This is a genomic window from Microbispora sp. NPDC046933, assembly GCF_040644635.1.
GTDB lineage: Bacteria > Actinomycetota > Actinomycetes > Streptosporangiales > Streptosporangiaceae > Microbispora.
Genome location: NZ_JBEYWW010000010.1, coordinates 84,313 through 107,680, shown reverse-complemented (window position 1 = coordinate 107,680; position 23,368 = coordinate 84,313). Strand labels below are relative to the sequence as shown.

The window sequence follows — 23,368 nt, the reverse complement described above, 5'->3', positions numbered from 1 at the left end:
GGCTTTTCCACAGACGTCGCGGGAAGTGCCGGACCATCGATGGCCATCGTTTACCGTGGTTCCATCCGCCCAGCTCAGGGGGCACAAATGGGCGTAGCGGGGGTATCGGACTTATCGGGGGTCGCAGCGTGGACAGCGCCGAGGAGGGCCCGATCGAGGAGGGCGCCGTGGATCCACGGGCGTCACTCGGCGGGCCGGACGGGGGAGGAGGCGGCGGGGACGGCGGCGTGCCGGAGCCTCGCCGGCGAAGACTCCCGCGTGTCCTGCTCGTGAGCCTGGCCACCGGGATCCTCGGGCTCGTCGTGTTCCTCGCCGTGGTGTGGGCGCTGACCCCGATCCCGGACAGCACTCAGGAGCTGGCGACCGCCCAGGGCTCGGTGATCTACTACCGGGACGGCAGGACGGTCCTCGCCACCGAGGGCGTCAACCGCAAGAACGTGCCGCTCACCCAGGTCCCCCAGGTCGTCAGAAGTGCGGTCATCGCGGCGGAGAACCGGACGTTCTATCAGGATCAGGGCGTCTCCCTGTCCGGTACGGCCCGCGCCGTCTGGTCCACCATCACCGGTCGTCAACTCCAGGGCGGCTCGACGATCACCCAGCAGATGGTCCGCAACTACTACAGCGGTCTCGGTCAGGAACGCTCCATCGGGCGCAAGCTCAAGGAGATCATGATCGCGCTGAAAGTAGATCGTTCCAAGCCGAAAGACTGGGTGCTCGAGCGCTATCTCAACACCATCTACTTCGGGCGGGGGGCGTACGGCATCCAGGCCGCCGCGCGGGCCTATTTCGACAAGGACGTGCAGAACCTGACGCCGGCCGAGGGCGCCTACCTCGCCGCCGTGATCCAGCAGCCCACCCGTTTCGCCAACCCGACCGGGGCCGCGCTCGACGCGGTGAAGGCCAGATGGGGTTCGGTGATCCGAGGCATGCGCGAGATCGGCGCGCTCACCCGTGAAGAGGCCGACGCCCAGGTGTTCCCCACACTCGCGCAGCAGCGGGCGCCGCTGTCCCTCGGCGGTCAGAACGGCTACATGCTGGCGCAGGTGCGCGCCGAGCTGAACCGGCTCGGCTACACCGACGAGGACATCAACCACGGTGGCCTGAAGGTCACCACGACGTTCGACAAGAAGCTGATGGCGCAGGCCCAGCAGGCGGTCAAGTCGGTTCTGCCGGACGACACCCCCAAGAAGGTCCGCACCGGTCTGGCGGCCGTCGATCCCGCGACCGGCGAGGTCGTCGCCTTCTACGGCGGTCGTTACGAGACCAACCAGTACGACAACGCCTTCTCCGCCAAGGTCCAGGCCGGCTCGACCTTCAAGCCCTACACGCTGGCCGCCGCGCTCGAAGCCGGATACGGGCTCGACGCGCTGGTCTACGGCAACTCGCCCATCCGCGTCGGCTCCGCCGACATCCCCAACTCCGGCGGCAAGTCGTACGGGCAGGCGATCACGCTGCTCCAGGCGACGCAGTACTCGGTCAACACCGCCTTCGTGGACCTCGGGCAGCGGATCGGCCTCGACAAGGTCGTCGCGGCGGCGCGGGCCGCCGGGATCCCCGCGGCGCAACTCGCCCCACACCAGAGCGCCGCCACGTTGCCCCTCGGCGTGGCGTCGGTGAGCGCCGTGCAGCAGGCCGCCGGGTTCGCCACGTTCGCCGCCGGAGGCATCCACCACGAGCCTCACGTGATCCGGGCGGTCACCGACGGCACCGGGCTCGCCCGCAGATTCGCCCCACCCGGCACCCGGGCCTTCAGCGAGAACACCGCCGCCGACACGACGTACGCGCTGGAGCAGGTGGTGCGCAGCGGCACCGGCACGGCCGCGCGGCTGTGGGACCGCCCGGTGGCGGGCAAGACCGGCACCACCGACGAGTCGGCGGCCGTCTGGTTCTCCGGCTACGTCCCCCAGCTGGCCGTCGCGGTCGACATGTTCCGCGACGACAACAAGCCGGTGACCGTCCCCGGCTACGGCGAGCTGTACGGCGGCACGCTGCCCGCCGAGATCTGGAAGACGTTCATGAGCACCGCCATGGAGGGCAAGCCGGTCAGGGAGTTCCCCGACCCGGTCACGTGGAACCCCTACTACTGGGACACCTACGGCATGGCGATGCCCCAGCAGGGCGGGGCTGCCACGGCCTATCCGTCGGGGCCTCCCGGGTCGCCCATGCCGTACGGGCCGGGTGACGGGGCGACGGTGCCCGGCCAGGACGTGCCCGGCGCGCCCACGGGCGCGGCCGAGGAGCAGCAGGGCGAGCCCGGCCAGGACGGCGAGGCCGACCCGAGAGGCGGAGCGAACGGCACCGGCGTGACAGGCGCCGGCGCGACCGGTCCGACCGGCACCGGCGGCGCGACCGGTCCGAACGGCACGCGCCGTGCCCGTGACGCGGGCGCCGCCGGCGCCGCGGACGCCGCCACCCGGGGCGCCGCCACCCGCGGCGCCACCACCGAGACGGGGACCGCCAGATCCGACGCGGGCGCCACCGGCACGGGCGCCAGGCGAACGGGCCAGGCCGACGCGGGCGCCAGACGGACCGGCCAGACCGGCCAGACCGGCCAGACCGGGCAGACCGGCCAGAACAGTCAGAACGGTCAGAACGGTCAGGCGGGCCCGGTGGCGCAGATCCCCGGCCCTCAGCTCCCGGTCGCCCAGGTTCCCGCCCGCTGAGGGCCCCGGCCGGGCGTTCCCGAGCAGGGACGGCGTGACGTTCAGGCGAGGACGGCGATCTGGTCGGCGGCCACGCCTGACCACGCCCTGCCGCTTCTGCCCTGCCGCTTCTGCCGTGCCGCTTCTATTGGGCCAGTTCGGCCCGCAGCTCGGCGGGGGTGGTGACCGGCGCCCGGCAGGTGAACCGCCGGCACACGTAGGCCGCAGGCGAGCCGTCGACCATGCCCCGCCCCTCAAGCAGCGGCACGTCCACCGGCACGGTGCCTGCTTGTCCTGTGCCTGCTTGTCCTGTGCCTGCTTGTCCCGTGCCTGCTTGTCCTGTGCCCAGCGCGACGACCAGCCCCGGCGTGCCGGACATGAGGGCCGCCCGGTGCAGGGCGCGGGTGCGGGCGTCGTCGGCCGGGCCGACGATCGCCACCTCGGCGGGGCCGCGCAGCGCCGCCTCCGCCACCGCGAGACCCCATCCGGCGAACCGGGCGTACCGCCCCGCCAGCGCGGAGACCGTGCCCAGCGCCGCCTCGGCCGCCTCCCGATGCCGGGCAGACCCGGTGAGCGCGGCGTACGACAGCAGCGCCCCCGCCGCCGCGAACTGGCCCGACGGCGCCGCGTTGTCGGTCGGGTCCTGGGGCCGCTGGAACAGCCGCTCGCCGTCGTCGGGGGCGTCGTAGAACCCCCCGGACCCGTCGGGGAACCGCGTCAGCACGGTCTCCAGCAGGTCTCCGGCGCGGTGGAACCACCGGCTCTCGCCGGTGACGCCGTAGAGGGCGAGGAAGCCCTCGGCCACGTCGGCGTAGTCCTCCAGCATGCCGGCGTTGGCCCCCACCCGGCCGTCGCGGGAAGTGCGCAGCAGCCGGGCCGGGCCGTGGCTCACCGTGTGCAGGTCGTCGAGCAGCACGGCCGCCTCACGTGCGGCGTCGACCAGGTCCGGCCGGTCGAAGAGCGCGCCCGCCTCGGCCAGGGCGGCGATCGCGAGCCCGTTCCAGGAGGCCACCACCTTGTCGTCCCGGCCGGGTCGTGGCCGCCGCTCCCGCGCGGCGCGCAGGGCCGTACGGACCCGGTCGAACCGGGCCGGGTCGTCGGGGTCGGCGAGAAGCTGGAGCACCGACGTGCCGTGCTCGAACGTGCCGGTCACCTCGAACACCGAGGCCGCCCAGGCGGCATCGTCATCACCGAGGACCTCGCGGAGCTGTTCGGGACTCCAGACGTAGAACAGTCCCTCGCCGTGGGTGCCGTCCGGCCCCTCGCTGTCGGCGTCGAGGGCCGAGGCGAACGCGCCCTCGGGCGTGCGCATCTCCCGCAGCAGCCATTCGGCGGTCTCCAGGACCACCCGCCTGGCCAGGACCGAGCCGGTCGCGCGCCACCAGTGGGCGTAGACCCGCAGCAGCAGCGCGTTGTCGTAGAGCATCTTCTCGAAGTGCGGCACGACCCAGCCGGCGTCGACCGAGTAGCGGGCGAAGCCCCCGCCGAGTTGGTCGTACATGCCGCCCCTGGCCATCGCCTCCATGGTCGTCTCCGCCATGGCCACGGCCTCCCGGGTGCCGTGCCGCAGCAGGAACTCCAGGACCATGGACGGCGGGAACTTGGGCGCCCCGCCGAACCCGCCCCGCTGCTCGTCGAAGCTCTCCGCGAGGTTCCGTACGGCGAGGTCGAGGGTCTCGGCGGTGGGCAGCGGGCCCGACGGCGCCCCGGCACGCTCGGCGAGCGCCTCGACCACCTTCTCCCCCTGGGTCAGGACGCCCTCCCGATCCTGCCGCCACGCCTGCGAGACGGCGTGCAGCAGCCGCTGGAAGTGCGACCGGGGGAAGTAGGTGCCGGCGTAGAACGGGTGTCCGCCGGGGGTGGCGAAGACGGTCATGGGCCAGCCGCCCTGCCCGGTCATCGCCTGGACCGCGCCCATGTAGACGGCGTCCACGTCGGGCCGCTCCTCGCGGTCCACCTTGACGTTGACGAACAACTCGTTCATCAGCCGCGCGGTGGCCTCGTCCTCGAACGACTCGTGCGCCATGACGTGGCACCAGTGGCAGGCCGAATAGCCGACGCTGACCAGCAGGGGGACGTCGCGCCTGCGCGCCTCCGCGAACGCCTCCTCGCCCCAGGGGAACCAGTCCACCGGGTTGTCCGCGTGTTGCAGGAGGTAGGGAGAGGTCTCGCCGCCCAGCCGATTCATAGAGCCAGCCTCTCACACCGTCAAAAGAGGACGATTCGGGTGAGGATGACGTGCTGGTCCTGAGGGCTGACGCGGTACTCGGCGATGCCCAACCCCTTGGGGATCAGAATCTCCCGCCAGTCCGGATCCGTACCGACCTGGTCGCTGCCCGACAGCCAGGGATCCTCGCAGATCGCAACGGTCAGCGCGGCCACTGCGGAGAAGACCTCAGCGGGCACGGCGGGATCGGCGAGAGCATCGGCAACGATCTCAGAGGGAAGAACAGGCCATAGATCCTCGTCATCACTGCTCACGAGGTGCCGCGCTCCTGTCTGCGGCGGGCGATGTCGTCCATCGTGGTGCTGGGCAGGGTGCCCGCCTCGGCGGCCGCGCGGACGCGGTCACGATGGGGATCGGTGTCGAGCATCGCTCGCCCCCACCAGGTCGTGAGCACGCCGTCGAGTTCTGGCCCCTGCTGAGCTTCCAGCAACTCCGCGAAGAACTGTGCCCGACGGGCGCCCCGGAGCGCGTTTGAGATACCACCGATGGTCCGAGGCACGCGCGGCTCCTCGTCCGAACGCCGGTGGACCGGCTGAGCACTCATCGACATCGCCTTTCGTCGCTGCCGACCAGGGTACGGGGCAGCGGACAGGCGCCGGGGTCGCTCGCGTGATTCATCGGCACCAGTGGCAGGCCGAACAGCCGACGCTGACCAGCAGGGGGACGTCGCGCCTGCGCGCCTCCGCGAACGCCTCCTCGCCCCAGGGGAACCAGTCCACCGGGTTGTCCGCGTGTTGCAGAAGGTAGGGAGAGGTCTCGCCGCCCAGCCGATTCAAAGGGCCCAGCCTCTCACACCGTCGGAAAAGGACGATCCTTCCGGCTGACGCGGTAGTCGGCGATGCCCAGTAGCCAGGGCCCGCACAGATCGCGACGGTCAGCGCGGCCACCGCGGAGAAGACATCGGGCATGATCTTTTTTCCGGATCTGGCCGCTTGCCGCCCCCGGGAGGAACGCGCGGGAGACCGCGGGGATGTGTTCCGGCGCGACCCGGCGTAGGCTCACAGGACGTGGGCTTGGATCTGGACTTCGCTATCAGGCACTCGGGACGCCCGGCGGCCGCCATGACGCGGCGCGACGTCGCACGGGTGCTGCTGGCCGTGCCGTCCGGACAGGCCCTGGTCGCCCTTCCCGACCTGCGGCGGCAGTTGTTCGCCGCGGGCAACCCGCTGTCGCCCAAGTTCTGGGAGTCGGCCAAGGCCGTGCTGATGAGCATCGAGTCCGGCGTGGCGACGGTCGGCGACGTGCAGCGCTGGCTGGAGTCCAGTGGGACCGAGCCGATCATGCTCACCCGCAGCTACTTCCTGTGGCCCGAGGAGAGCGAGCGCGGCCCGGTGGCCACCGAGATGTACGAGCGGCTGGTCGAGTTCCTGGAGGAGCGGCTGGCGGCCGGGGAGATCGACGCTGACGCGCTGGCCGCCGGGGATCCCGACGCCCGGCACGCCTACGAGGAGCTCCAGGAGCGCTGGCTCGGCACCCCGCTGCCGGACGGCCGGGTGCCCAACGTCGTGGTCAACGACGAGCAGGACCAGGAGCTGTACGCCGCCTGGGACGAGGAGGAGGCGTTCGCGCTGGGCGAGCTGCGGCGGGTGCTCGACGACCTGCCGGAGCCGCCCTTCCCCGAGGCCGATCTCCGGTCGGCCGCCCGGCGGCTGCGCGTGACGCTGACCCGGCCCGGCTACCCGGGCAACGTGCTGCGCGCCTGCGCCGGGCTGGAGGACGGCGAGCTGCCCGAACGGGACGAGGACCTGTGGCTCACCGTCGCCGCCGGGATCGCCGCGCCGATCTCCGACCTTCCGGACGAGGAGGACGCCGCCCGGTTCTTCGACATGGAGGGCGAGCTCAGCCACGAGGACTCGATACTGGCCTCGTTGTGCGCCATCCACCACGCCGACTGGCTCGCGTCCGTGATCGCCCTGGTCCGGTACGGCCCGGGGGTGCTCGCCTCGCCCGAGCGGATCGCCCGGTTCATCGCCGACTCCGAGGACATCGACATGGACCCTGACGAGCCGGAGGACCTGGAGGCGACGGAGATGCTGTTCACGGCGGTGACGCCGCTGTGGGCGCACCTCGGCATCGTTGACCGGGCCGAGGTGCTGACCCCGCTGGGCTGGTGGGGCCTGCCCAAGGCGCTGGAGCGCGCCTGGTCCTCAGGCCCCGCGCTGCCCGACTGAGCACGTCACCCGGGCGCGTCGACCAGGTCCCGGTAGCCGTCGTCCACCAGATCCCGGTATTCCGGATGCTTCTGGATGTACCAGGCCACGAACGAGCACAGCGGCACGACCCGCAGGCCGGCCGCCCGCGCTCCGTCGAGGGCCCGGCCCACCAGCATGCTGCCCAGCCCGCGGCCCTCGAACTCGTCGCGTATCTCGGTGTGCGGGAAGACCATCGAGCCGCCCCGCAGCCGATACTGCGCGAACCCCGCGACAGCGCCGTCCAGAAGGATCTCGTAACGCGACGCGGCGGCGTTGTCGATGACCCTGGGGGCCTCGCTCACGCCTCGGGCCCGTTCCCGTGCCGTTCGTCCTCGCGGTCGTCGTGCGGCACCTGGATCTTCCTCATCTGTTTGTTCATGTTCTTCAGCAGGAAGAACAGGGCCAAACCGATCCCGGCGACGACGAGGAAGCCCAGGAGACCAGGCCCGTAGCTGCTTGCATCCACGCCTTCAGCTTACGAGCAGGCAGGGGTGACCTCCGCGTGGATCCCCGCGAACAGGTCGTCCTCCGGCAGCGTGATGTCCACGAGCGACCGCGCGAGGTGGTAGTCCTCGGTCGGCCAGATCTCCTGCTGGAGCTCGCGCGGGCAGACGAACCAGAACCCGTCGGGGTCCACCTGGGTGGCGTGTGCGAGCAGGGCGAGGTCGCGGACCTCGAAGTACTCCGCGCACGGGACCTTGGTGGTGACCTCCCACTTCTGCGGCCGGTCCTCCCACCGCGCGATCCAGTCGGCGTACGGCGAGCCCATGCCGCGCTCGGTCATCGCGGTGTGCAGCGCCTCGAACCGTTCCCGCGTGAAGCCCATGTGGTAGTAGAGCTTCAGCGGCTGCCACGGCTCGCCGGTGCCGGGGTAGCGGTCGGGGTCGCCCGCCGCCTCGAACGCCTCGACCGACACCCGGTTGGTCATGATGTGGTCCGGGTGCGGGTAGCCGCCGTTGTCGTCGTACGTGAGGATCACGTGCGGGCGGAACTCCCGGACGGCGGCGACGAGCGGCGCCGAGGCCACCTCCAGCGGCTGCAGCGCGAAGCACCCCTCGGGCAGCGGCTCGTTCTCGTCCTCCGGCAGCCCGGAGTCGACGAAACCGAGGAAACGCTGCTGGACGCCGAGGATGTCGCGCGCCTTCTCCATCTCCTGGCGGCGCACCTCGCCGATGTTCTCCAGGATGTCGGGCCGGTCCATCTTGGGATTCAGGATCGAGCCGCGTTCACCGCCCGTACACGTGACGACGAGGACCTCCACGCCCTCCGCGACGTAGCGGGCCATCGTTGCGGCGCCCTTGCTCGACTCGTCGTCTGGGTGCGCGTGCACGGCCATCAGCCTCAACGGTGCACTCACGGCTCTCCTCATGGTGTCCTCTGGCTACGAAAAGAGGTTAGCTTCTAAGTGACCGTGTGTTCCGGACCCGGTATGGCCCGCGTCGCGGACACGGTCGACTTGTGCGGACGATCGTCTCGCACAACACCGACAATCCTCAGGGAGATTCCGCGATGCCCACCGATGAGGTCGGCGGCCAGGGGACACGCCCGGTGCTCGGCACGCCGGACGACTTCGCGCCCCGCCCGGCGCGGCCCGCCAGGCTGGTGCCGTACGTCGTGATGGCGCTGATCGTGGCGATCGTCGCGGGCGGATGGGGCTACGTCATGCTCCGCGCCAACGGAAATCCGTCCATGAGCGCGGAGGTGATCACCTTCGACGCGAGCGCTCCGGACTCCGCCGCAATAACCTTCACCGTGCACAAGCCCGCCGACCGGGCGGCGATGTGCCGGATCCAGGCACTCGACACCAAGCACCTGGAGGTCGGCAGCCGCGAGGTCGACATCCCCAAGGGGCGGTCGGACCTCGAGTTCACCGAACGGCTGAGGACAAGCGCCCAGGCCACGGCAGTACATGTCGACTACTGCGATCTCGTATAGTGGAATCTTTGGGGAAGCGTTCGAAGGCGTTAACTTGACAGCCTTTCGAGTCACTTACGGAAACAAGGAGAGCCCGTGGCCGTCTCCCAGAACGACAACGTCACCTGGCTGACGCAAGAGGCGTACGACCGCCTCAAGGAGGAGTACGAGTACCTTTCGGGCCCGGGTCGCACGGACATCGCCAAGAAGATCGAAGCCGCCCGGGAAGAGGGTGACCTCAGGGAGAACGGTGGCTACCACGCCGCCAAGGACGAGCAGGGCAAGATGGAGGCCCGCATCTTCCACCTCCGGCAGATCCTGGACAACGCCAGGGTCGGTGAGGCTCCCCGAGCCGAGGGCGTCGTGGGTCCCGGCATGACCGTGACGGTCCGTTTCGACGGCGACGACGAGGAGGTCACCTTCCTGCTGGCCTCCCGCGAGGAGAGCGGCGCGCCCATCGACGTCTACTCGCCGAACTCCCCCCTCGGATCCGCGATCAACGGCAAGAAGATCGGGGAAAAGGCGACGTACACGCTGCCGAACGGCAGGCAGAACACGGTCGAGATCCTCGAAGCCGTTCCGTACATCGGCAACTAGTCCCACCCTTTTCGCCCCGGCCGGGAATTCCGCATTCGTTTGCGGTATTCCCGGCCGTGCGGCAGTCTCGTCGTGGACCGGACCATTCGCCGCGGGAGGGGTGAGATCGTGCTCGAACGCCGAGCGCGTCCGTCCACCCGTTTCGGCAGGAAGCTCGTGAGAGCCGTGTCCGAGGCTCGTCAGGACCTCGCCTACCGCCCCCGTCTGCCCCGCCCGGGGCGTCTGCGCAGGACGGTTCCCCTCATCGCCGTGGCGCTCGTCACCGTGCTGACGGCCGACGTGCTCGTGCTCGGCGAACTCAGGTCGGAATCCGCGAGTTCGGACGTGACCACGGCCCTCTCCGAGCGGCGCACGGGCAACGGCTACGTGGCGGCGGCGCGGCAGGCCCGCGACGCGTCGGCCCCGACGCCGGGGCGCCAGGCCCCGGCCGCCCAGACGGTGACGCAGCAGCCGGTGGCTCCGCTGGGGCGGCTGATCCGCCCGCACCTGTTCGTGGTGGCCAACCGGCCACTCGCGCCCGACGTGGTGGAGAAGGTGCGCAAGGAGAAGGGCGTGACCGCGGCGGAGGTGACCGGCGCGGCCGACGTGGTCGTGGACGGCAAGCGGGTGCCGACGATGGGGGTCGACCCGTCCACCTTCCGTTCGTACACGCCGAAGGTCACGGCCTCCTCCGACGAGTTGTGGCGCAACATCGCCGCCGGCGACATGGCGGTCTCCTTCGAACTCGGCAACGACGGCGGCGTGCAGCTCGGCTCGCAGGTCCACAGCGGCACCAGGCGCCTGCGCATCGGCGCGTACGCCACCGTGGGCATGGGCTCGATCGCGGCGATCGTCTCGAAGGGAACGGCGGCGGCGCTCGGCATCCCGGACGGCAACGCCCTGGTCGTGAGCGCGCCGAAGGTCGACTCCCGCAGGCTCCGCCTCAGGCTGCTGAAGATCCTGCCCAAGGGCAGCCAGGTCGCCACGATCAACCCGGTCGTGGTGACGCCCAAGGGACGCACGGTGTGGCCGCAGACCGCGTTCATGTCCGTGGAGCAGCTCAAGGTCGCGCTCACGGCGGCCGTCAGCAAGCTCGGCCGGCCGTACGTGTGGGGCGCCGAGGGGCCGGACAGCTTCGACTGCTCGGGGCTCGTGCAGTGGGCGTACGCGCAGGCGGGCGTGCGCATGCCCCGCGTGACGTACCAGCAGTGGGTCACCGGGCCGCAGGTGCCGCTGTCCCAGGCGCAGCCGGGCGACCTGCTGTTCTGGCGCAACGACCCGACCAACCCCGGCTACATCTCGCACGTCGCCATCTACTGGGGCAACGGGAAGATGCTGCACGCCCCGCACACCGGCGACGTCGTGAAGATCGCCAACGTCTACACCAAGAACCTCGCCGGGGTCGTCCGGGTCAGCCCGCAGATCTCCGCCCGCGTCCGCTGACCGCGCCGGCGGCCAGGCCGTCCAGCACGAGCGAGAACAGGTGCTCGCGGCGCTCGGCTTCCGTCTTCCCGCTCGCCGAGGCCGCGAAGGCCCATGAGCGGGCCGAGCGCGGGCACATCCAGGGGAAGATCGTCCTTCGGGTGACGCCCGATCAGATCGGCAGTCCGGCCTCCAGGTAACCGAGGGCCTCGTCGAGCAGCACGGGCAGCGGCGTCCTGCCGTCCTGCTCCACCCACGTGAACAGCGCCGGGAGCATGACCCCCATGACCGCGCCGACGAGCGTCCGTACGGCGGCGCTGCGGGGGTCGCGGCCCGCCCGCTCGGCCACCGCGCCCGCGAGCATGTCGATCGTCGCGAACAGTCCCTCCACGGTCCGCGCCCGCAGGGCGGGCACGGAGGTGGACAGCTTGGTCCGGGCGAGGACCTGGTCGAGCTCCTCGGCCCCCATCGACTCGAACGCGGAGCGAAAGGCGGCGCGCAGCGCGGTCAGCGGGGGCAGGTCGGGCGGCTGGGCCTTGATCGCCTCCATGAGGATCGGGTCGTAGTCGTCCTGGGTGACCACGTCTTCCTTTGTCGGGAAGTAGCGGAAGAACGTGCTCGGGGAGACCTCCGCCGCCTCCGCGATCTGCTCGACCGTCGTGGCCTCGTACCCCTGCTCGGCGAACAGCCGCAGGGCCTCCTCCTGGATGGTCCGGCGGGTCTTGGCCTTCTTGCGCTCGCGCAGGCTCGTGACAACGCGATCGGAGGGGTGCGGGGTCCGGTCAGCGCGCTGTGGTGAGCTCATGCCCTGATTCTGCCGTCTTTCCGCCCCCGGCCGTACTCCCCGGTAGGAAGGCGGCGACCAGGACGGCGGCCAGCGCCGACGCGATTCCGCACACCAGCAGGACGAGGTCCATGCCGCTCACGAACACCGCCAGCAGCACCGCGCCGGCACCGAGACCGGCCAGCACGCGGGGATCGCCCCAACCGCGCGCCGGGAGCCATATTTTGAAAGTAGCTCTTAAAAAGTAGCTTATGTCAATAAGGCCGGTCGCTTCGCAGCGATGTAATGTTGATTACATGAATGCAGAAGAACAGTTGGTCGCCTGGTTCGCCGGCCGGTTGCCGGACGACTGGTTCGCCGAGGCCCCCAAGGTCGTCGTGGACCGCGAGGAGATCACCGTGCTCGGCACGCTTCCGCCGCTGTCGGTGGCCGAAGGGCTCCCCGGCCTGGAGCGCGCGGCGGCGGTCGAGGGGTACGTCGAGCGGTTCCGCGAGGAGACGCGCGAGCGCAGGATCGACATCGCGAGGGAGGCCGAGCACCGCTTCCGCCGCAAGGTCTCCTGGGGCGTCGTCGTGGACGGCCGGGCAGTGATGTTCACCACACTCTCGGTGCCGGTCATGACCCGGCTGCGTCAGCCGGAACGACAGGTCCTCGACACCCTGGTCGCCGCGGGTGTCGCGCGCAGCCGCAGCGACGCGCTGGCCTGGTGCGTCCGGCTCGTCGGCAAACACACCGACAGTTGGCTCGCTGACCTGCGCGATGCCCTCCAGCACGTGGACCGGATCAGGGCGGAAGGACCCGGCGGATTGGACTGAACCAATTTGCGAAGAGGTCTGGACCATTCGAATTGGCCTATACCAATGTGTAACCCCGCTGAGGCGGGTAAGGGGGAGAAGGACGTTTTTTCCGACAGGGCCAAAGTGGGTAAGGTCCCACAACATCACGTCCACTGCCTGCGCTGATGCTGCCGGAGGCCGTGAAGCCGAGAATGGCGCCGATTTAACGGAGTGGAAACATGGTGGTCTACTCCAATTGGATTCGGAGGCCATTCATCGCTGATGATGCTCTGGCCCTGAGAGATTAAGGAGCCGCCCCCGTGTCCATTTCAGTACAGGTACCGACGCCCACCACTCACAGCGATCTGGCGGCCTGGGTGAGCCAGATCGCGGAGCTGACCCAGCCGGACCGGATCGAATGGTGCGACGGCTCCGAGGCCGAATGGACGCGCCTGACCAACCTTCTGGTCGAGCAGGGCACCTTCAAGCGGCTGGTCAAGCGGCCCAACAGCTTCTACGCGGCCTCGGATCCGAGCGACGTCGCCCGGGTGGAGGACCGCACGTTCATCTGCTCGGAGCGTGAGGAGGACGCCGGGCCCACCAACAACTGGATCGCGCCCGGCGAGATGCGCCGTACGTTCGCCACGCTGTTCAAGGGCTGCATGCGGGGCCGGACGATGTACGTCGTGCCGTTCTGCATGGGCCCCCTGGGCGGGACCATCTCGCAGCTCGGCGTCGAGATCACCGACTCGCCGTACGTCGTGGTGTCGATGCGGATCATGACCAGGATGGGGGAGGAGGCGCTGCGCCTCATCGAGGAGCGCGGAGCGGCGCGAAAGGCCCGAGAGAGCGAGGCACGAGCGGACGAGGGCCGCGGCAAGCGCGACCATGAGCACGGCGACTTCGTCAAGGCCGTCCACTCGGTGGGCGCGCCGCTGGAGCCCGGCCAGGCCGACGTGCCGTGGCCGTGCAGCCAGACCAAGTACATCAGCCACTTCCCGGAGACCCGCGAGATCTGGTCGTACGGCTCGGGCTACGGCGGCAACGCGTTGCTGGGCAAGAAGTGCTACGCGCTGCGGATCGCCAGCGCGATGGCCCGCGACGAGGGCTGGCTGGCCGAGCACATGCTGATCCTCAAGCTCACGCCGCCGCAGGGCGAGGCGCGCTACGTCGCGGCGGCCTTCCCGTCGGCGTGCGGCAAGACGAACCTCGCCATGCTCCAGCCCACGATCCCGGGCTGGAAGGTCGAGACGATCGGCGACGACATCGCCTGGATGCGCTTCGGCGCCGACGGCCGGCTGTACGCGATCAACCCGGAGGCCGGCTTCTTCGGTGTCGCGCCGGGGACCGGGCAGTCCACCAACGCCAACGCGATCGAGACGCTGTGGGGCAACAGCATCTTCACGAACGTCGCCCTGACCGACGACGGGGACGTCTGGTGGGAGGGCCTCACGGACGAGCCGCCCGCGCACCTCACCGACTGGAAGGGCCGCGACTGGACGCCGGAGTCCGGTGAGCCCGCCGCCCACCCGAACGCCCGGTTCACCACGCCGGCCGAGCAGTGCCCGACGATCGCCCGCGAGTGGCAGGACCCGGCCGGGGTGCCGATCTCGGCCATCCTGTTCGGCGGCCGCAGGGCGACCGCGGTGCCGCTGGTGACCGAGTCGCTGAGCTGGCAGCACGGCGTCTTCCTGGGCGCCAACGTGGCCTCGGAGAAGACCGCGGCGGCCGAGGGCAAGGTCGGCGAGCTGCGCCGCGACCCGTTCGCGATGCTGCCGTTCTGCGGCTACAACATGGGCGACTACTTCGGGCACTGGCTCGAGATCGGCACGATGACCGACCCGGAGAAGCTGCCCAAGATCTACTACGTGAACTGGTTCCGCAAGGACGCGAACGGCCGCTTCCTGTGGCCGGGCTTCGGCGAGAACAGCCGGGTGCTCAAGTGGATCGTCGACCGGCTGAACGGCGTGGCCGACGCGGTGCCCACGCCGATCGGCAACCTGCCGGCCTCGCTCGACACCGAGGGCCTCGACATCGCGCCCGAGGACATGGAGCTCCTGCTCAGCGTCGATCCCGAGGTGTGGCGCGAGGAGGCCGCGCTGATCCCGCCCCACTTCGAGACCTTCGGCGACCACATGCCGAAGGAGCTGTGGGACGAGTACCGCGCTCTCGTCCAGCGACTCGGCTGACCCTGCGTACGGCCCGCGCACCCGCCCGTCTCGGACGGAACTCTCCCCGTGAGGGGTTCGTCTGACGGATAGATGGGGCACGGGCCGTCCGGGCCCGGTTCGGGGGCCCTTCCTTGTGGTCGCCGGAGTCCGTCAGTTCCACCACGCCAAGCTGGCCATGTTCGAGGGCTACGCCGGCACCTCGGCGTCCGGTCCTCACGCTGCGAAATACGGATTGACTCACTCCTCCATGGAGAGGGCCTGGCTAGGGCACACGTGCACCGCTTCGCGGGCCTTCTCGACCAGCTCGCCCTCCGGTTTCTCGTTCAGCACGATGACTGTGGCGTCGTCCTCACTCTGGTCGAACAGCGCGGGCTCAGTGAGCACGCACTGTCCGGCACCGACGCACCTACCGGTGTCCGCGATGATTTTCATGGCGATCTCCTCCTGAGATGGGGATGGCAGCTCGTCCGCTACCAGGTCACCGGGAGCTGGTACAGGCCATAGATGTTCGCGTCGTCCTTGAACGGCAGCTCGTCGACATCCACCGCGAGCTCCAGTGTGGGGACGCGGCGGAACAGCGTGTCGAACACGATCTGTAGCTCTATCCGAGCCAAGTTCTGGCCCAGACACTGGTGCGGCCCGAAACCGAACGCGACGTGGTGGCGCGCGCCGCGTTCGATGTCGAGCTCGTCCGGGTTCTCGAACGCCCGCGGGTCCCGGTTGGCCGAATACCCGAGCGCCAGCACTCCTTCGCCGGCGCGGATCAGCTGCCCGCCGACCTCGATGTCCTCGACGCACAGCCGGGACGCCGCCGCGTCGATGATCGTGAAGTAGCGCAGCATCTCCTCGACCGCGTTGAGCGTTCTGCCCGGGTCGGCCTTGATCAACGCGAGCTGTTCCGGGTTGCGCAGGAACGCCATGGTCGACAGCGAGATCATGTTCGCCGTCGTCTCGTGGCCGGCCACGAGCAACAGGAAGCCCATGCCGGCCAGTGCCGTCCGCCGGTAGGCGCCGGCCGCGCGCAGCTTGACGATCTGCCGCCCGAGCAGGTCGTCCGGCGGGTTCTTTTCCTTCTCCGCGATGAGGTCGGCCATGTAGCCCTGGATGGCCACGATGGCCGCCCCCCGCTCCGCGGGCGGCGTCGACTGGCCGATCATCTTTGCCGTGTGCTCCTGGAAGAACTCGTGATCGGAGTACGGCACGCCCAGCATCTCGCAGATCACCAGTGACGGGACCGGCAGCGACAGCGAGCCCACCAGGTCACCGGGCCGCGGCCCGGCCAGCAGCGCGTCGATCCGCCCGTCGACGATCTCCTGGATCCGCGGGCGCAGCGCCTCCAGCCTGCGCACCGTGAACTCGCCGAGTACGGCCTTGCGCGCCGGCCCGTGCTCGGGCGCGTCCATCTCGATCAGGGTGCGCTCCTCCTCCCGCCGCCGGGCCGCCGCCCCGCCCTTGACCAGCTGCGGGAAGTCCGGATGCTGCCGGTCGGCGCTGAACCGCCGGTCGTTCAGCACGGTCCGCACGTCCTCGTGGCGGGTGACCACCCAGGCCCAGCCGTTGTCGGGCAGGCGAACCCGCGAGACCGGCTCTTGTTCGCGGATCTCTTCGTACGCCGGCGGCGGCGCGAACGGGCACGTACGGGCCATGGGGAACTCGTGTTTCTCGGCGGTAGTCATGACTTTTCCTTCCACGACGTCACGGACAGGTGTTAGAGGCTGGACAGCGAAAGCCGTGTGTGAACGGCAGTTGGACGACCGCCGCGACCGGGTTCGGCTCTGGGATGCGGTGGACCAAGGAGCGGCAACGGACCACCGGGACCGACGACGTCGGTCGAATTCAGACTCGACTCGTCCCCTCACGGGCGAAGTGCGGTTCCGCCGCTTCCAGTCGCGGTACCGAGATGCCCAGCCGTCGTGCTTCGGCCAGGGTGTCCCGGCAGACCTCACGCGGCTCCTCGGCGTCGGGGTCGCAGTGCGCCGTGAGGCTCACGCGCGCGGGCGCGACATGAGCGGTCAGCCAGGCGAGCACGGGTGCCGTCAGCCAGGGCGCCCGGAACGGCAGCACACCGCCCCGGTGCCGTCGCAGGTCGAGGCCGCGCGCCTGGAGGAGCGGCAGCAGTTCGCGGCCGGCCAGCAGCGCCTCGCGCAGGTCGCCCGTTGCCCCGGCCAGTTGAGACAGGGATCCCAGCCGCAGGCCCTGCGAGAACATGCCGGCATCCGACGCGAAATGGACCCACAGCCAGCCGCGGAAGTCAGGCCGCTCCTTGATCCGGAGCCCGGCCTCGCGAAACGCCTGGCGCACGGCCCGTTCCCGGTCGGTCGGGGGCCGGTCGAGTGTGCCGAAGATGACCGACGGCAGCAGTGCCCCGTGGAGTACGCCGTCCGCGCCGAAACCGCCACCGGCCTGGGGAAAGCCCCAGGCGATCTGGTCGGCGGGGAGTGCGCCGATGGCGGCGAGCGGCTCGGTCCAGAGGTTGCCGAAGATCAGCACCGTGGCCTGGCCGACACGCGGGGCCAGGAAGGCCGTCGCGCCCGCGAGACGGTGGTGGGGCACGCTGAGCATGATCAGGTCGAAGTCGTGGTCCGGTTCCAGCGCCTCGCGGTAGCGCACCGGCCACTTCTCGGCGACGCGCCGCCCCCACACTCGGCGCCGCATGTCGAACAGGTCGAGGTCCACCGCGTCCCCGTACGTCGCCGCGCGACCCGGTCGGACGTAGAACTCGACGTCATGTCCCGCCTGTTGCAGAACCCAGCCGTAGATGGTGGCGATCACGCCTCGGCCGAACATCAGGATCTTCACGCTGCACCTCGTGGGGTACGATCGATTTGGAGGCAATCTCCACTTTCCAAAATATGGAGGTCATCTCCACTTGTCAACAGGGGATAGCGCATGACCGCCGACAAGCCGCTGCGGGCCGACGCCCGGCGCAAGCGTGACGCCCTGCTCGCCACGGCCCGGGAGGTCTTCGACGCCGGCGACTTCTTCGACCTACGCTTCGATGACTTCGCCCGCCTGGCCGGGGTGGGCACCGGCACGCTGTACCGCCACTTCCCCACCCGGGAGGCACTGGCCGAGGCGGTCTACCACGGGGAAGTCGCCGCGCTGTGCGACCGCGCCCGCGAGCTACAGGCCACGCTGCCCGCAGCGGAGGCGTTGGCGACCTTCCTGCGCGGCATGGTCGACCACATAGCTGCCCACAAGGGCCTGGCCCGGACGCTGGCCACGCTCATGGCCGATCACTCGGGTGCCCTCGCCGAGGGCAGCCGGGCGCTGGAGCAGGCTGTCACCGACCTGGTGGCCGCCGCCGTGCGGGACGGCGCCGTTCGCGACGACGTGGATGCCGGTGCTGTGATGATGGCGCTGCACGGCATCAGTGCGGCCCATGACCGCCCCGATTGGCGGGCCGAGGCCGACGATGTCATCACCCTCGTGCTGGACGGGCTACGCCGCCCGCTATGACAAGGTGCGACACGAGATCGCCTGCCGCGCCTGGCTGCGTGCGCGTGGGCACCTCTGACCGCGCGACGCGGGTTACTCCGGCCGTGCTCAGGAAAGCCTGAGGAGGGCAGGGCATGCCGGTTCGCCCGCGATAATTGGTGATCGAGCCCCACCGTCGCGAGGAAGAGGGTCGCATGAGCATGCGCGATCTCGTGTACAAACTGTACGAGCGCAGGCTCGAACGGAAGCTGTCCTCCGACCAGATCCCCCGCCACGTCGGCGTCATCGTGGACGGCAACCGCAGGTGGGCGCGGGCCATGGGCCTGCGGGACGTCAGCCGGGGCCACCAGAAGGGCGCCGACAAGATCTCGGAGCTGCTGGTGTGGTGCCGCGAGGCCGGGGTCGAGTACGTGACGCTGTGGCTGCTTTCCACCGACAACCTGGCCAGGGACAAGGGCGAGCTGGAGCCCCTGCTCCAGGTGATCGAGAACCTTGTGCAGGATCTCGTGGACCAGGGATGGCACCTCAACCCCATGGGCTCGCTCGACCTTCTGCCCGATCACACGGCTCGTGTCCTCAAACACGCAAAAGAAACCACATCGCATCGTCCAGGCCTGATTGTGAACGTTGCCGTTGGGTATGGAGGAAGGCGTGAGATCGCTGATGCGGTGCGCTCCCTCCTCCAGGAGCATGCCAGCAAGGGCGCGAGCATCGAGGACCTCGTCGAGGTCCTCGACGTCGAGCACATCGCGGAGCATCTCTACACGCGCGGCCTGCCCGATCCGGATCTCGTCATCCGGACATCGGGAGAGCAGCGACTCTCCGGATTCCTGCTCTGGCAGAGCGCCCACTCCGAGTTCTACTTCTGCGAGGCCTACTGGCCCGACTTCCGCAGAGTCGACTTCCTGCGGGCGCTCCGCTCGTACGCCGCTCGGCACCGTCGGTACGGCTCCTGAGACGCTACGTGACCAGCATCTTTTAGCCAGCGTAAACCTATTGGGCTGGGGAGATTCGTTACGTAACGTGGTAGCTGAGCGGCCGTCGAGGGGATCGGCGGCCACCACCTCGGGAGAGGGCCCGTCCTTGCGCGACCACCATGCGAGGAGGGCCGGAGCCCCGGTCTGCCTTCGCAGGTCACGGGCCCGGTCCGTTCACCACCAGTCAAGGCAGGGCGCCCACCTCAGGCGCCCGGGGGAGAACGCGTGGCAGTGTCCTCGAGCAACCCGTCCACATCCCGCACCTACGTTCTGGACACGTCCGTCCTGCTCGCCGACCCGGCGGCGATGAGCCGCTTCGCCGAGCACGAGGTCGTCGTCCCGATCGTCGTCATCACGGAACTGGAGGCCAAGCGCCACCACCCCGAGCTCGGCTACTTCGCCCGGGAGGCACTGCGCTTCCTCGATGACCTCAGAGTGCGGTACGGACGGCTGGATGAGCCCATGCCGATCGGCGACGGGAACATCCGGGTCGAGTTGAACCATAGTGATCCGTCCTGCCTCCCGGCGGGCTTCCGCCTGGGCGACAACGACACCCGCATCCTCACCGTCGCGCAGAACCTCGCCGCGGAGGGCAAGGACGTCGTGCTGGTGTCGAAGGACCTGCCGATGCGGGTCAAGGCGGCGTCCATCGGCCTCAGCGCGGAGGAGTACCGCGCCGGCATGGTGGTCGAGTCCGGCTGGACCGGCATGGCGGAGCTCCAGGTCACCACGGAGGAGATGGACGCCCTCTTCGAGTCCGGCACGGCCGACATCGACGAGGCGCGCGACCTGCCGTGCCACACCGGCCTGCGGTTGCTGTCGAGCCGCGGCTCCGCGCTCGGCCGCGTCCTGCCGGACAAGTCGGTACGGCTGGTCAGGGGCGACCGGGAGGTCTTCGGGCTGCACGGCCGGTCCGCCGAGCAGCGGATCGCGCTCGACCTGCTGATGGACCCCGACGTGGGCATCGTCTCGATGGGTGGCCGCGCCGGCACCGGCAAGTCCGCGCTGGCGCTGTGCGCGGGCCTGGAGGCGGTGCTGGAGCGCCGCCAGCACCGCAAGATCATCGTGTTCCGGCCCCTGTACGCCGTGGGCGGCCAGGAGCTGGGCTACCTGCCCGGCACGGAGAACGACAAGATGGGCCCGTGGGCCCAGGCGGTCTACGACACGCTGGGCGCGGTGACGTCCCCCGAGGTCATCGAGGAGGTCATCGACCGGGGCATGCTGGAGGTCCTGCCGCTGACCCACATCCGCGGCCGTTCCCTCCACGACGCCTTCGTGATCGTGGACGAGGCGCAGTCGCTGGAGCGCGGCGTGCTGCTGACCGTGCTGTCCCGCATCGGGGCCAACTCGCGGGTCGTGCTCACCCACGACATCGCCCAGCGCGACAACCTGCGGGTGGGCCGGCACGACGGCGTCGTCGCCGTGGTGGAGAAGCTCAAGGGCCACCCGCTGTTCGCCCACATCACGCTGACCAGGTCCGAGCGGTCGCCGATCGCCGCCCTGGTGACCGAGATGCTGGAGAACATCACGCTCTGACCCGTCACGTCACGGGGGGAGATGGCCGTCCTTGGGGGCCAGATCCCAGAACTCCCGGCAGGTGTGGACCTTCAGGGGGCCGTTCCTGCCGGGAGTCGCGTGAGCGATCTCCACGGCCCAGATCTCCGGGCGCAGCCGCGCCGTACAGGTGATCTGGGCCATGGCGGTCCTGCTGATCTTCCAGCCGCTCACGAACAGCCGTACGCGCAGGCTGAGGGTGTTGTCGGGGTCGTTGCGGCTGCCGGGGTCCGGGGCGTACCTGACGAGCTGCACCTGGGCCAGCGTGAGCCCGGTCAGCGCGGTGGACAGCCGGTTCGACGGCCGCCCGCTGGCCGCGAACAGGGCCTCCAGCACGTCGTTCACGTGCGGCGAGCGCGCCGCGACCCGGGTGGGCCGCAGCCGGCCGTCCCGCAGCAGGTAGATCGTGGCGAGGGTGGGGGTGCCGCTGATGACCGGTGCGGGGCCGGCGTCGATCACCCCGGTCGGCGCGACCCCGCAGGCCGCAGGCGTCACGAGCAGCCCCGCGAGCAGGACCGCGACCGCGCGCCTGATCCATCCCCTGCTCATGGTTTCGGGATCCAGACGCGGAAGAGGGTGCCGGGCTCGCACCGCTCGGCCGTGATCGAGCCGCCGTGCAGCTCGGCGTTGGCCTTGGCGATGGACAGGCCGAGACCGCTGCCCACGCTCCTGGTCCGGTCGGAGCCCGCCTTGTAGAAACGGTCGAAGACGTGGGCGAGGGCCTGCTCCGGGATGCCGATCCCGTGGTCGCGCACGGTCACCTCCAGCCCTCCGTGCCTCTCGCCGCCGACCACGACCCGCGCGCTCACCACGACGGGAGGCGCGCCGTGGTTGAGCGCGTTGCCGACGAGGTTGGCCACGATCACGTCGAACCTCCGGGCGTCCAGCGAGAACGTGAGCCCGACGGGCACGGTGAGCTTCACCCGGTCGGCCCAGCCTCGCACCTCCAGGCAGTCGGCCAGGGTGTCGCCCACGTCGACGGTCTCCCGGCGGAGCGTGGCGGCGCCCGCGTCGAACCTGCTGATCTCGATGAGGTGCTCGACCAGCACCCGGAGCCTGTCGATCTCGCGAACGACGATCCGCACGGCCTCCCCGGCGTCGTCCGGCAGGTCCTCGGCGTCCTCCGACAGCATGTCCGTCACCGCGGTCATCGCGGTCAGCGGCGTGCGCAGCTCGTGGGAGACGTCCGCGACGAACCGCCGCGACGTCGACTCCAGCGTCCGCAGCTCGGAGACCGTGTCCTCCAGCGCCGCCGCCGTCTCGTTGAACGTCGCGGTCAGCTCCGCCAGCTCGTCCCTGCCCCGTACGGGGAGGCGGACCTGCAGCTCGCCGGCGCCGAGCGCGCGGGCGGCCGCGCCCAGCCGCCGTACGGGCAGCAGCACCCGGCGGGCCGACAGCAGGGCCAGGGTCAGCGCCAGGACGAGCGTGATGCCTCCGGCCTGCGCGAGGGCGGCCTTGAGGCGGGACAGCACGGCTTCCTCGTCCGACAGCGGCACGAAGACGTAGGCCGTCAGGCCCGTCGGGCGCAGCACGCCGTCGCGGGTGGCCCGCTGGATCTGCGTGGCGACGATCAGCCAGGGATGGTCCCTGAGCAGCACCCTCTGGTAGACCAGCCGCCGGGCCGCCTGCCAGCGGAGCTGGTCGGGCACGTCGCTCATGGTGAACCTGGCGCCGGTGTTGGAGCGCCGGTGGTCTCCGTACGTCACGATGACGGTCCGCTGCGGGGCCTCCAGCGCCTGCACCACCCCGCCGAGGTCCTCCTCGGTGACGGTGGTGTCGCTCGGCCAGACCACGTCGCCCGCGCCGATTGGCAGCGTGGTCGTGGACAGCGTCTCGCGCACGTCGGCGACCGCGCCCCGCTCCGCGCGATCCAGGAGCCCCCGGCGGACGATCTGGTATCCCAGGCCCGCCACCATGGCGGACGCGGTGACCGCCACCAGCAGGAAGGTGATCACCAGCCGGGCCCGCAACCCGGTGGGCACCCAGCTCATGTCGGGGTCATGGCGGGCTGAAGCGGTACCCGAAGCCGCGCACGGTGTGGATGTAGACGGGGTCGGCGGGAACCGGCTCGACCTTGGCCCGGATGCGCTGCACGCACGCGTCGACCAGCCGGGAGTCCGCGACGTGCGTGTGGTCCCAGACGGCGCGCAGGAGGTAGCGGCGGTTGAGCACCTGGCCGGGGTGGCGGACCAGTTCGAGCAGCAGGCGCAGCTCGGTCGGGGTGAGGTGGATCTCCTTGCCCGCGAGGCTCACCTTGAGGGCACCGCGGTCGATCACGAGGTCGCCGAAGGTGAGGCGGTCGGGGGAGGCCGATTCCAGGCGGCGCAGGACGGCGCGGATGCGGGCGTCCAGCACCCGCGGCTCGACCGGCTTGACGACGTAGTCGTCCGCGCCGGCCTCCAGTCCCACCACCACGTCGAGGTCGTCGCCCCTGGCCGTGAGCAGGATGATCGGCAGCGGGTCGAGCCTGCGGATGCGGCGGCAGACCTCGACTCCGTCGATGCCGGGCAGCATGACGTCCAGGATCGCGATCTCGGGACGCCGGGACCGTACGTGGTCGAGGGCCTCCTCACCCGTCGCGTACGCGGTCACCGAGTGGCCCTGCCGGGTGAGCGCGAGCTCGAGTCCGGCACGGACCGAGGGGTCGTCTTCGACCAGGAGGATGCCTGCCACTCGGTCATTATGGTGCGGACCT

At 70.3% G+C, this 23,368-nt stretch carries 25 protein-coding genes; 10 read left to right on the top strand and 15 right to left on the bottom strand.

All coding sequences use genetic code 11. The annotated features are described in order from the left end of the window. The first annotated feature begins 128 nt into the window (after nucleotides 1-128). Nucleotides 129-2,663, top strand: coding sequence for a transglycosylase domain-containing protein (locus ABZ857_RS15680; protein ID WP_357043334.1), 2,535 nt, complete (start codon nucleotides 129-131; stop codon nucleotides 2,661-2,663). A gap of 124 nt (nucleotides 2,664-2,787) precedes the next feature. On the opposite strand, the gene ABZ857_RS15675 is transcribed toward ABZ857_RS15680, so the two are convergent. The 4 genes from ABZ857_RS15675 to ABZ857_RS15660 form a co-directional block, all read right to left on the bottom strand. Beyond that, a complete protein-coding gene (locus ABZ857_RS15675) occupies nucleotides 2,788-4,830 on the bottom strand; it encodes a thioredoxin domain-containing protein (RefSeq protein WP_357043332.1) in 2,043 nt (680 codons plus the stop codon). A gap of 20 nt (nucleotides 4,831-4,850) precedes the next feature. Further along, a complete protein-coding gene (locus ABZ857_RS15670; RefSeq protein ID WP_357043330.1) occupies nucleotides 4,851-5,123 on the bottom strand; it encodes a hypothetical protein in 273 nt (90 codons plus the stop codon). Continuing rightward, nucleotides 5,120-5,368 carry a hypothetical protein gene (locus tag ABZ857_RS15665; RefSeq protein WP_357043328.1) on the bottom strand — a complete coding sequence of 83 codons (249 nt, stop codon included), beginning with the start codon at nucleotides 5,366-5,368 and terminating at the stop codon, nucleotides 5,120-5,122. The genes ABZ857_RS15670 and ABZ857_RS15665 overlap by 4 nt, the downstream gene beginning before the upstream one ends. A 115-nt stretch (nucleotides 5,369-5,483) precedes the next feature. Then, the gene (locus ABZ857_RS15660; RefSeq protein ID WP_357043327.1) at nucleotides 5,484-5,645 is read right to left on the bottom strand and encodes a DUF255 domain-containing protein; all 162 of its coding nucleotides are present in this window, start codon (nucleotides 5,643-5,645) and stop codon (nucleotides 5,484-5,486) included. Nucleotides 5,646-5,876: 231 nt separating this feature from the next. Here ABZ857_RS15660 and ABZ857_RS15655 point away from each other — a divergent pair, with 231 nt between their 5' ends. Further along, nucleotides 5,877-7,040: a hypothetical protein gene (locus ABZ857_RS15655; RefSeq protein WP_357043325.1), complete on the top strand. Its 1,164-nt coding sequence runs from the start codon at nucleotides 5,877-5,879 to the stop codon at nucleotides 7,038-7,040. A 5-nt stretch (nucleotides 7,041-7,045) separates the two neighbouring features. Here ABZ857_RS15655 and ABZ857_RS15650 read toward each other — a convergent pair whose 3' ends face one another. From ABZ857_RS15650 to mca, 3 genes are read right to left on the bottom strand one after another with little or no spacing between them, the layout of a single operon-like run. After that, nucleotides 7,046-7,363 carry a GNAT family N-acetyltransferase gene (locus ABZ857_RS15650; RefSeq protein WP_357043323.1) on the bottom strand — a complete coding sequence of 106 codons (318 nt, stop codon included), beginning with the start codon at nucleotides 7,361-7,363 and terminating at the stop codon, nucleotides 7,046-7,048. Further along, on the bottom strand, nucleotides 7,360-7,527 hold the full coding sequence (locus ABZ857_RS15645) for a hypothetical protein (RefSeq protein ID WP_357043321.1): 168 nt from the start codon (nucleotides 7,525-7,527) through the stop codon (nucleotides 7,360-7,362). The genes ABZ857_RS15650 and ABZ857_RS15645 overlap by 4 nt, the downstream gene beginning before the upstream one ends. 9 nt (nucleotides 7,528-7,536) lie before the next feature. Continuing rightward, nucleotides 7,537-8,418 (bottom strand): mycothiol conjugate amidase Mca, encoded by an 882-nt coding sequence (gene mca, locus ABZ857_RS15640; RefSeq protein ID WP_357043320.1) that lies wholly within the window; start codon nucleotides 8,416-8,418, stop codon nucleotides 7,537-7,539. Between the two features lie 152 nt (nucleotides 8,419-8,570). Here mca and ABZ857_RS15635 point away from each other — a divergent pair, with 152 nt between their 5' ends. From ABZ857_RS15635 to ABZ857_RS15625, 3 genes are all read left to right on the top strand, one after another. Next, nucleotides 8,571-8,996: a DUF4307 domain-containing protein gene (locus tag ABZ857_RS15635; protein WP_357043317.1), complete on the top strand. Its 426-nt coding sequence runs from the start codon at nucleotides 8,571-8,573 to the stop codon at nucleotides 8,994-8,996. 75 nt (nucleotides 8,997-9,071) lie between these two features. Next, entirely contained in the window at nucleotides 9,072-9,572 is a 501-nt protein-coding gene (greA, locus tag ABZ857_RS15630; protein ID WP_079315666.1) for a transcription elongation factor GreA, read from the top strand. A 165-nt stretch (nucleotides 9,573-9,737) separates the two neighbouring features. Further along, complete coding sequence (locus tag ABZ857_RS15625; RefSeq protein ID WP_357043315.1) at nucleotides 9,738-10,994, top strand: NlpC/P60 family protein; 1,257 nt, start codon at nucleotides 9,738-9,740, stop codon at nucleotides 10,992-10,994. Between the two features lie 151 nt (nucleotides 10,995-11,145). On the opposite strand, the gene ABZ857_RS15620 is transcribed toward ABZ857_RS15625, so the two are convergent. Both ABZ857_RS15620 and ABZ857_RS15615 read right to left on the bottom strand, forming a co-directional pair. Beyond that, on the bottom strand, nucleotides 11,146-11,778 hold the full coding sequence (locus ABZ857_RS15620; protein ID WP_357043313.1) for a TetR family transcriptional regulator: 633 nt from the start codon (nucleotides 11,776-11,778) through the stop codon (nucleotides 11,146-11,148). After that, nucleotides 11,756-11,944 carry a hypothetical protein gene (locus tag ABZ857_RS15615; protein WP_357043311.1) on the bottom strand — a complete coding sequence of 63 codons (189 nt, stop codon included), beginning with the start codon at nucleotides 11,942-11,944 and terminating at the stop codon, nucleotides 11,756-11,758. The genes ABZ857_RS15620 and ABZ857_RS15615 overlap by 23 nt, the downstream gene beginning before the upstream one ends. Nucleotides 11,945-12,053: 109 nt before the next feature. Here ABZ857_RS15615 and ABZ857_RS15610 point away from each other — a divergent pair, with 109 nt between their 5' ends. Together ABZ857_RS15610 and ABZ857_RS15605 are read left to right on the top strand one after the other, a co-directional pair. Further along, nucleotides 12,054-12,572 (top strand): hypothetical protein, encoded by a 519-nt coding sequence (locus ABZ857_RS15610; RefSeq protein WP_357043309.1) that lies wholly within the window; start codon nucleotides 12,054-12,056, stop codon nucleotides 12,570-12,572. A 281-nt stretch (nucleotides 12,573-12,853) separates the two neighbouring features. Continuing rightward, the gene (locus ABZ857_RS15605) at nucleotides 12,854-14,722 is read left to right on the top strand and encodes a phosphoenolpyruvate carboxykinase (GTP) (RefSeq protein ID WP_357043307.1); all 1,869 of its coding nucleotides are present in this window, start codon (nucleotides 12,854-12,856) and stop codon (nucleotides 14,720-14,722) included. A gap of 219 nt (nucleotides 14,723-14,941) precedes the next feature. Here the strand turns inward: ABZ857_RS15605 and ABZ857_RS15600 are convergent, their stop codons facing one another. The 3 genes from ABZ857_RS15600 to ABZ857_RS15590 form a co-directional block, all read right to left on the bottom strand. Continuing rightward, complete coding sequence (locus tag ABZ857_RS15600) at nucleotides 14,942-15,136, bottom strand: ferredoxin (RefSeq protein ID WP_357043305.1); 195 nt, start codon at nucleotides 15,134-15,136, stop codon at nucleotides 14,942-14,944. Nucleotides 15,137-15,174: 38 nt separating this feature from the next. Continuing rightward, the gene (locus ABZ857_RS15595) at nucleotides 15,175-16,380 is read right to left on the bottom strand and encodes a cytochrome P450 (protein ID WP_357043303.1); all 1,206 of its coding nucleotides are present in this window, start codon (nucleotides 16,378-16,380) and stop codon (nucleotides 15,175-15,177) included. Between the two features lie 160 nt (nucleotides 16,381-16,540). Further along, entirely contained in the window at nucleotides 16,541-17,503 is a 963-nt protein-coding gene (locus ABZ857_RS15590) for a 2-dehydropantoate 2-reductase N-terminal domain-containing protein (protein ID WP_357043301.1), read from the bottom strand. A 90-nt stretch (nucleotides 17,504-17,593) separates the two neighbouring features. Between ABZ857_RS15590 and ABZ857_RS15585 the strand changes: the two genes are divergently transcribed. From ABZ857_RS15585 to ABZ857_RS15575, 3 genes are all read left to right on the top strand, one after another. Further along, nucleotides 17,594-18,163 (top strand): TetR/AcrR family transcriptional regulator, encoded by a 570-nt coding sequence (locus ABZ857_RS15585; protein ID WP_357043299.1) that lies wholly within the window; start codon nucleotides 17,594-17,596, stop codon nucleotides 18,161-18,163. Nucleotides 18,164-18,336: 173 nt separating this feature from the next. After that, the gene (locus tag ABZ857_RS15580) at nucleotides 18,337-19,098 is read left to right on the top strand and encodes an isoprenyl transferase (protein ID WP_357043297.1); all 762 of its coding nucleotides are present in this window, start codon (nucleotides 18,337-18,339) and stop codon (nucleotides 19,096-19,098) included. Between the two features lie 246 nt (nucleotides 19,099-19,344). Continuing rightward, the gene (locus ABZ857_RS15575; protein ID WP_357043296.1) at nucleotides 19,345-20,655 is read left to right on the top strand and encodes a PhoH family protein; all 1,311 of its coding nucleotides are present in this window, start codon (nucleotides 19,345-19,347) and stop codon (nucleotides 20,653-20,655) included. Nucleotides 20,656-20,664: 9 nt separating this feature from the next. Here ABZ857_RS15575 and ABZ857_RS15570 read toward each other — a convergent pair whose 3' ends face one another. The 3 genes from ABZ857_RS15570 to ABZ857_RS15560 are packed head-to-tail and all read right to left on the bottom strand — an operon-like array spanning nucleotide 20,665 to nucleotide 23,346. Continuing rightward, a complete protein-coding gene (locus tag ABZ857_RS15570; protein WP_357043294.1) occupies nucleotides 20,665-21,222 on the bottom strand; it encodes a hypothetical protein in 558 nt (185 codons plus the stop codon). Then, entirely contained in the window at nucleotides 21,219-22,664 is a 1,446-nt protein-coding gene (locus ABZ857_RS15565; protein ID WP_357043292.1) for a HAMP domain-containing sensor histidine kinase, read from the bottom strand. The genes ABZ857_RS15570 and ABZ857_RS15565 overlap by 4 nt, the downstream gene beginning before the upstream one ends. A gap of 7 nt (nucleotides 22,665-22,671) precedes the next feature. Further along, complete coding sequence (locus ABZ857_RS15560) at nucleotides 22,672-23,346, bottom strand: response regulator transcription factor (RefSeq protein WP_357043290.1); 675 nt, start codon at nucleotides 23,344-23,346, stop codon at nucleotides 22,672-22,674. Nucleotides 23,347-23,368: the final 22 nt, after the last annotated feature.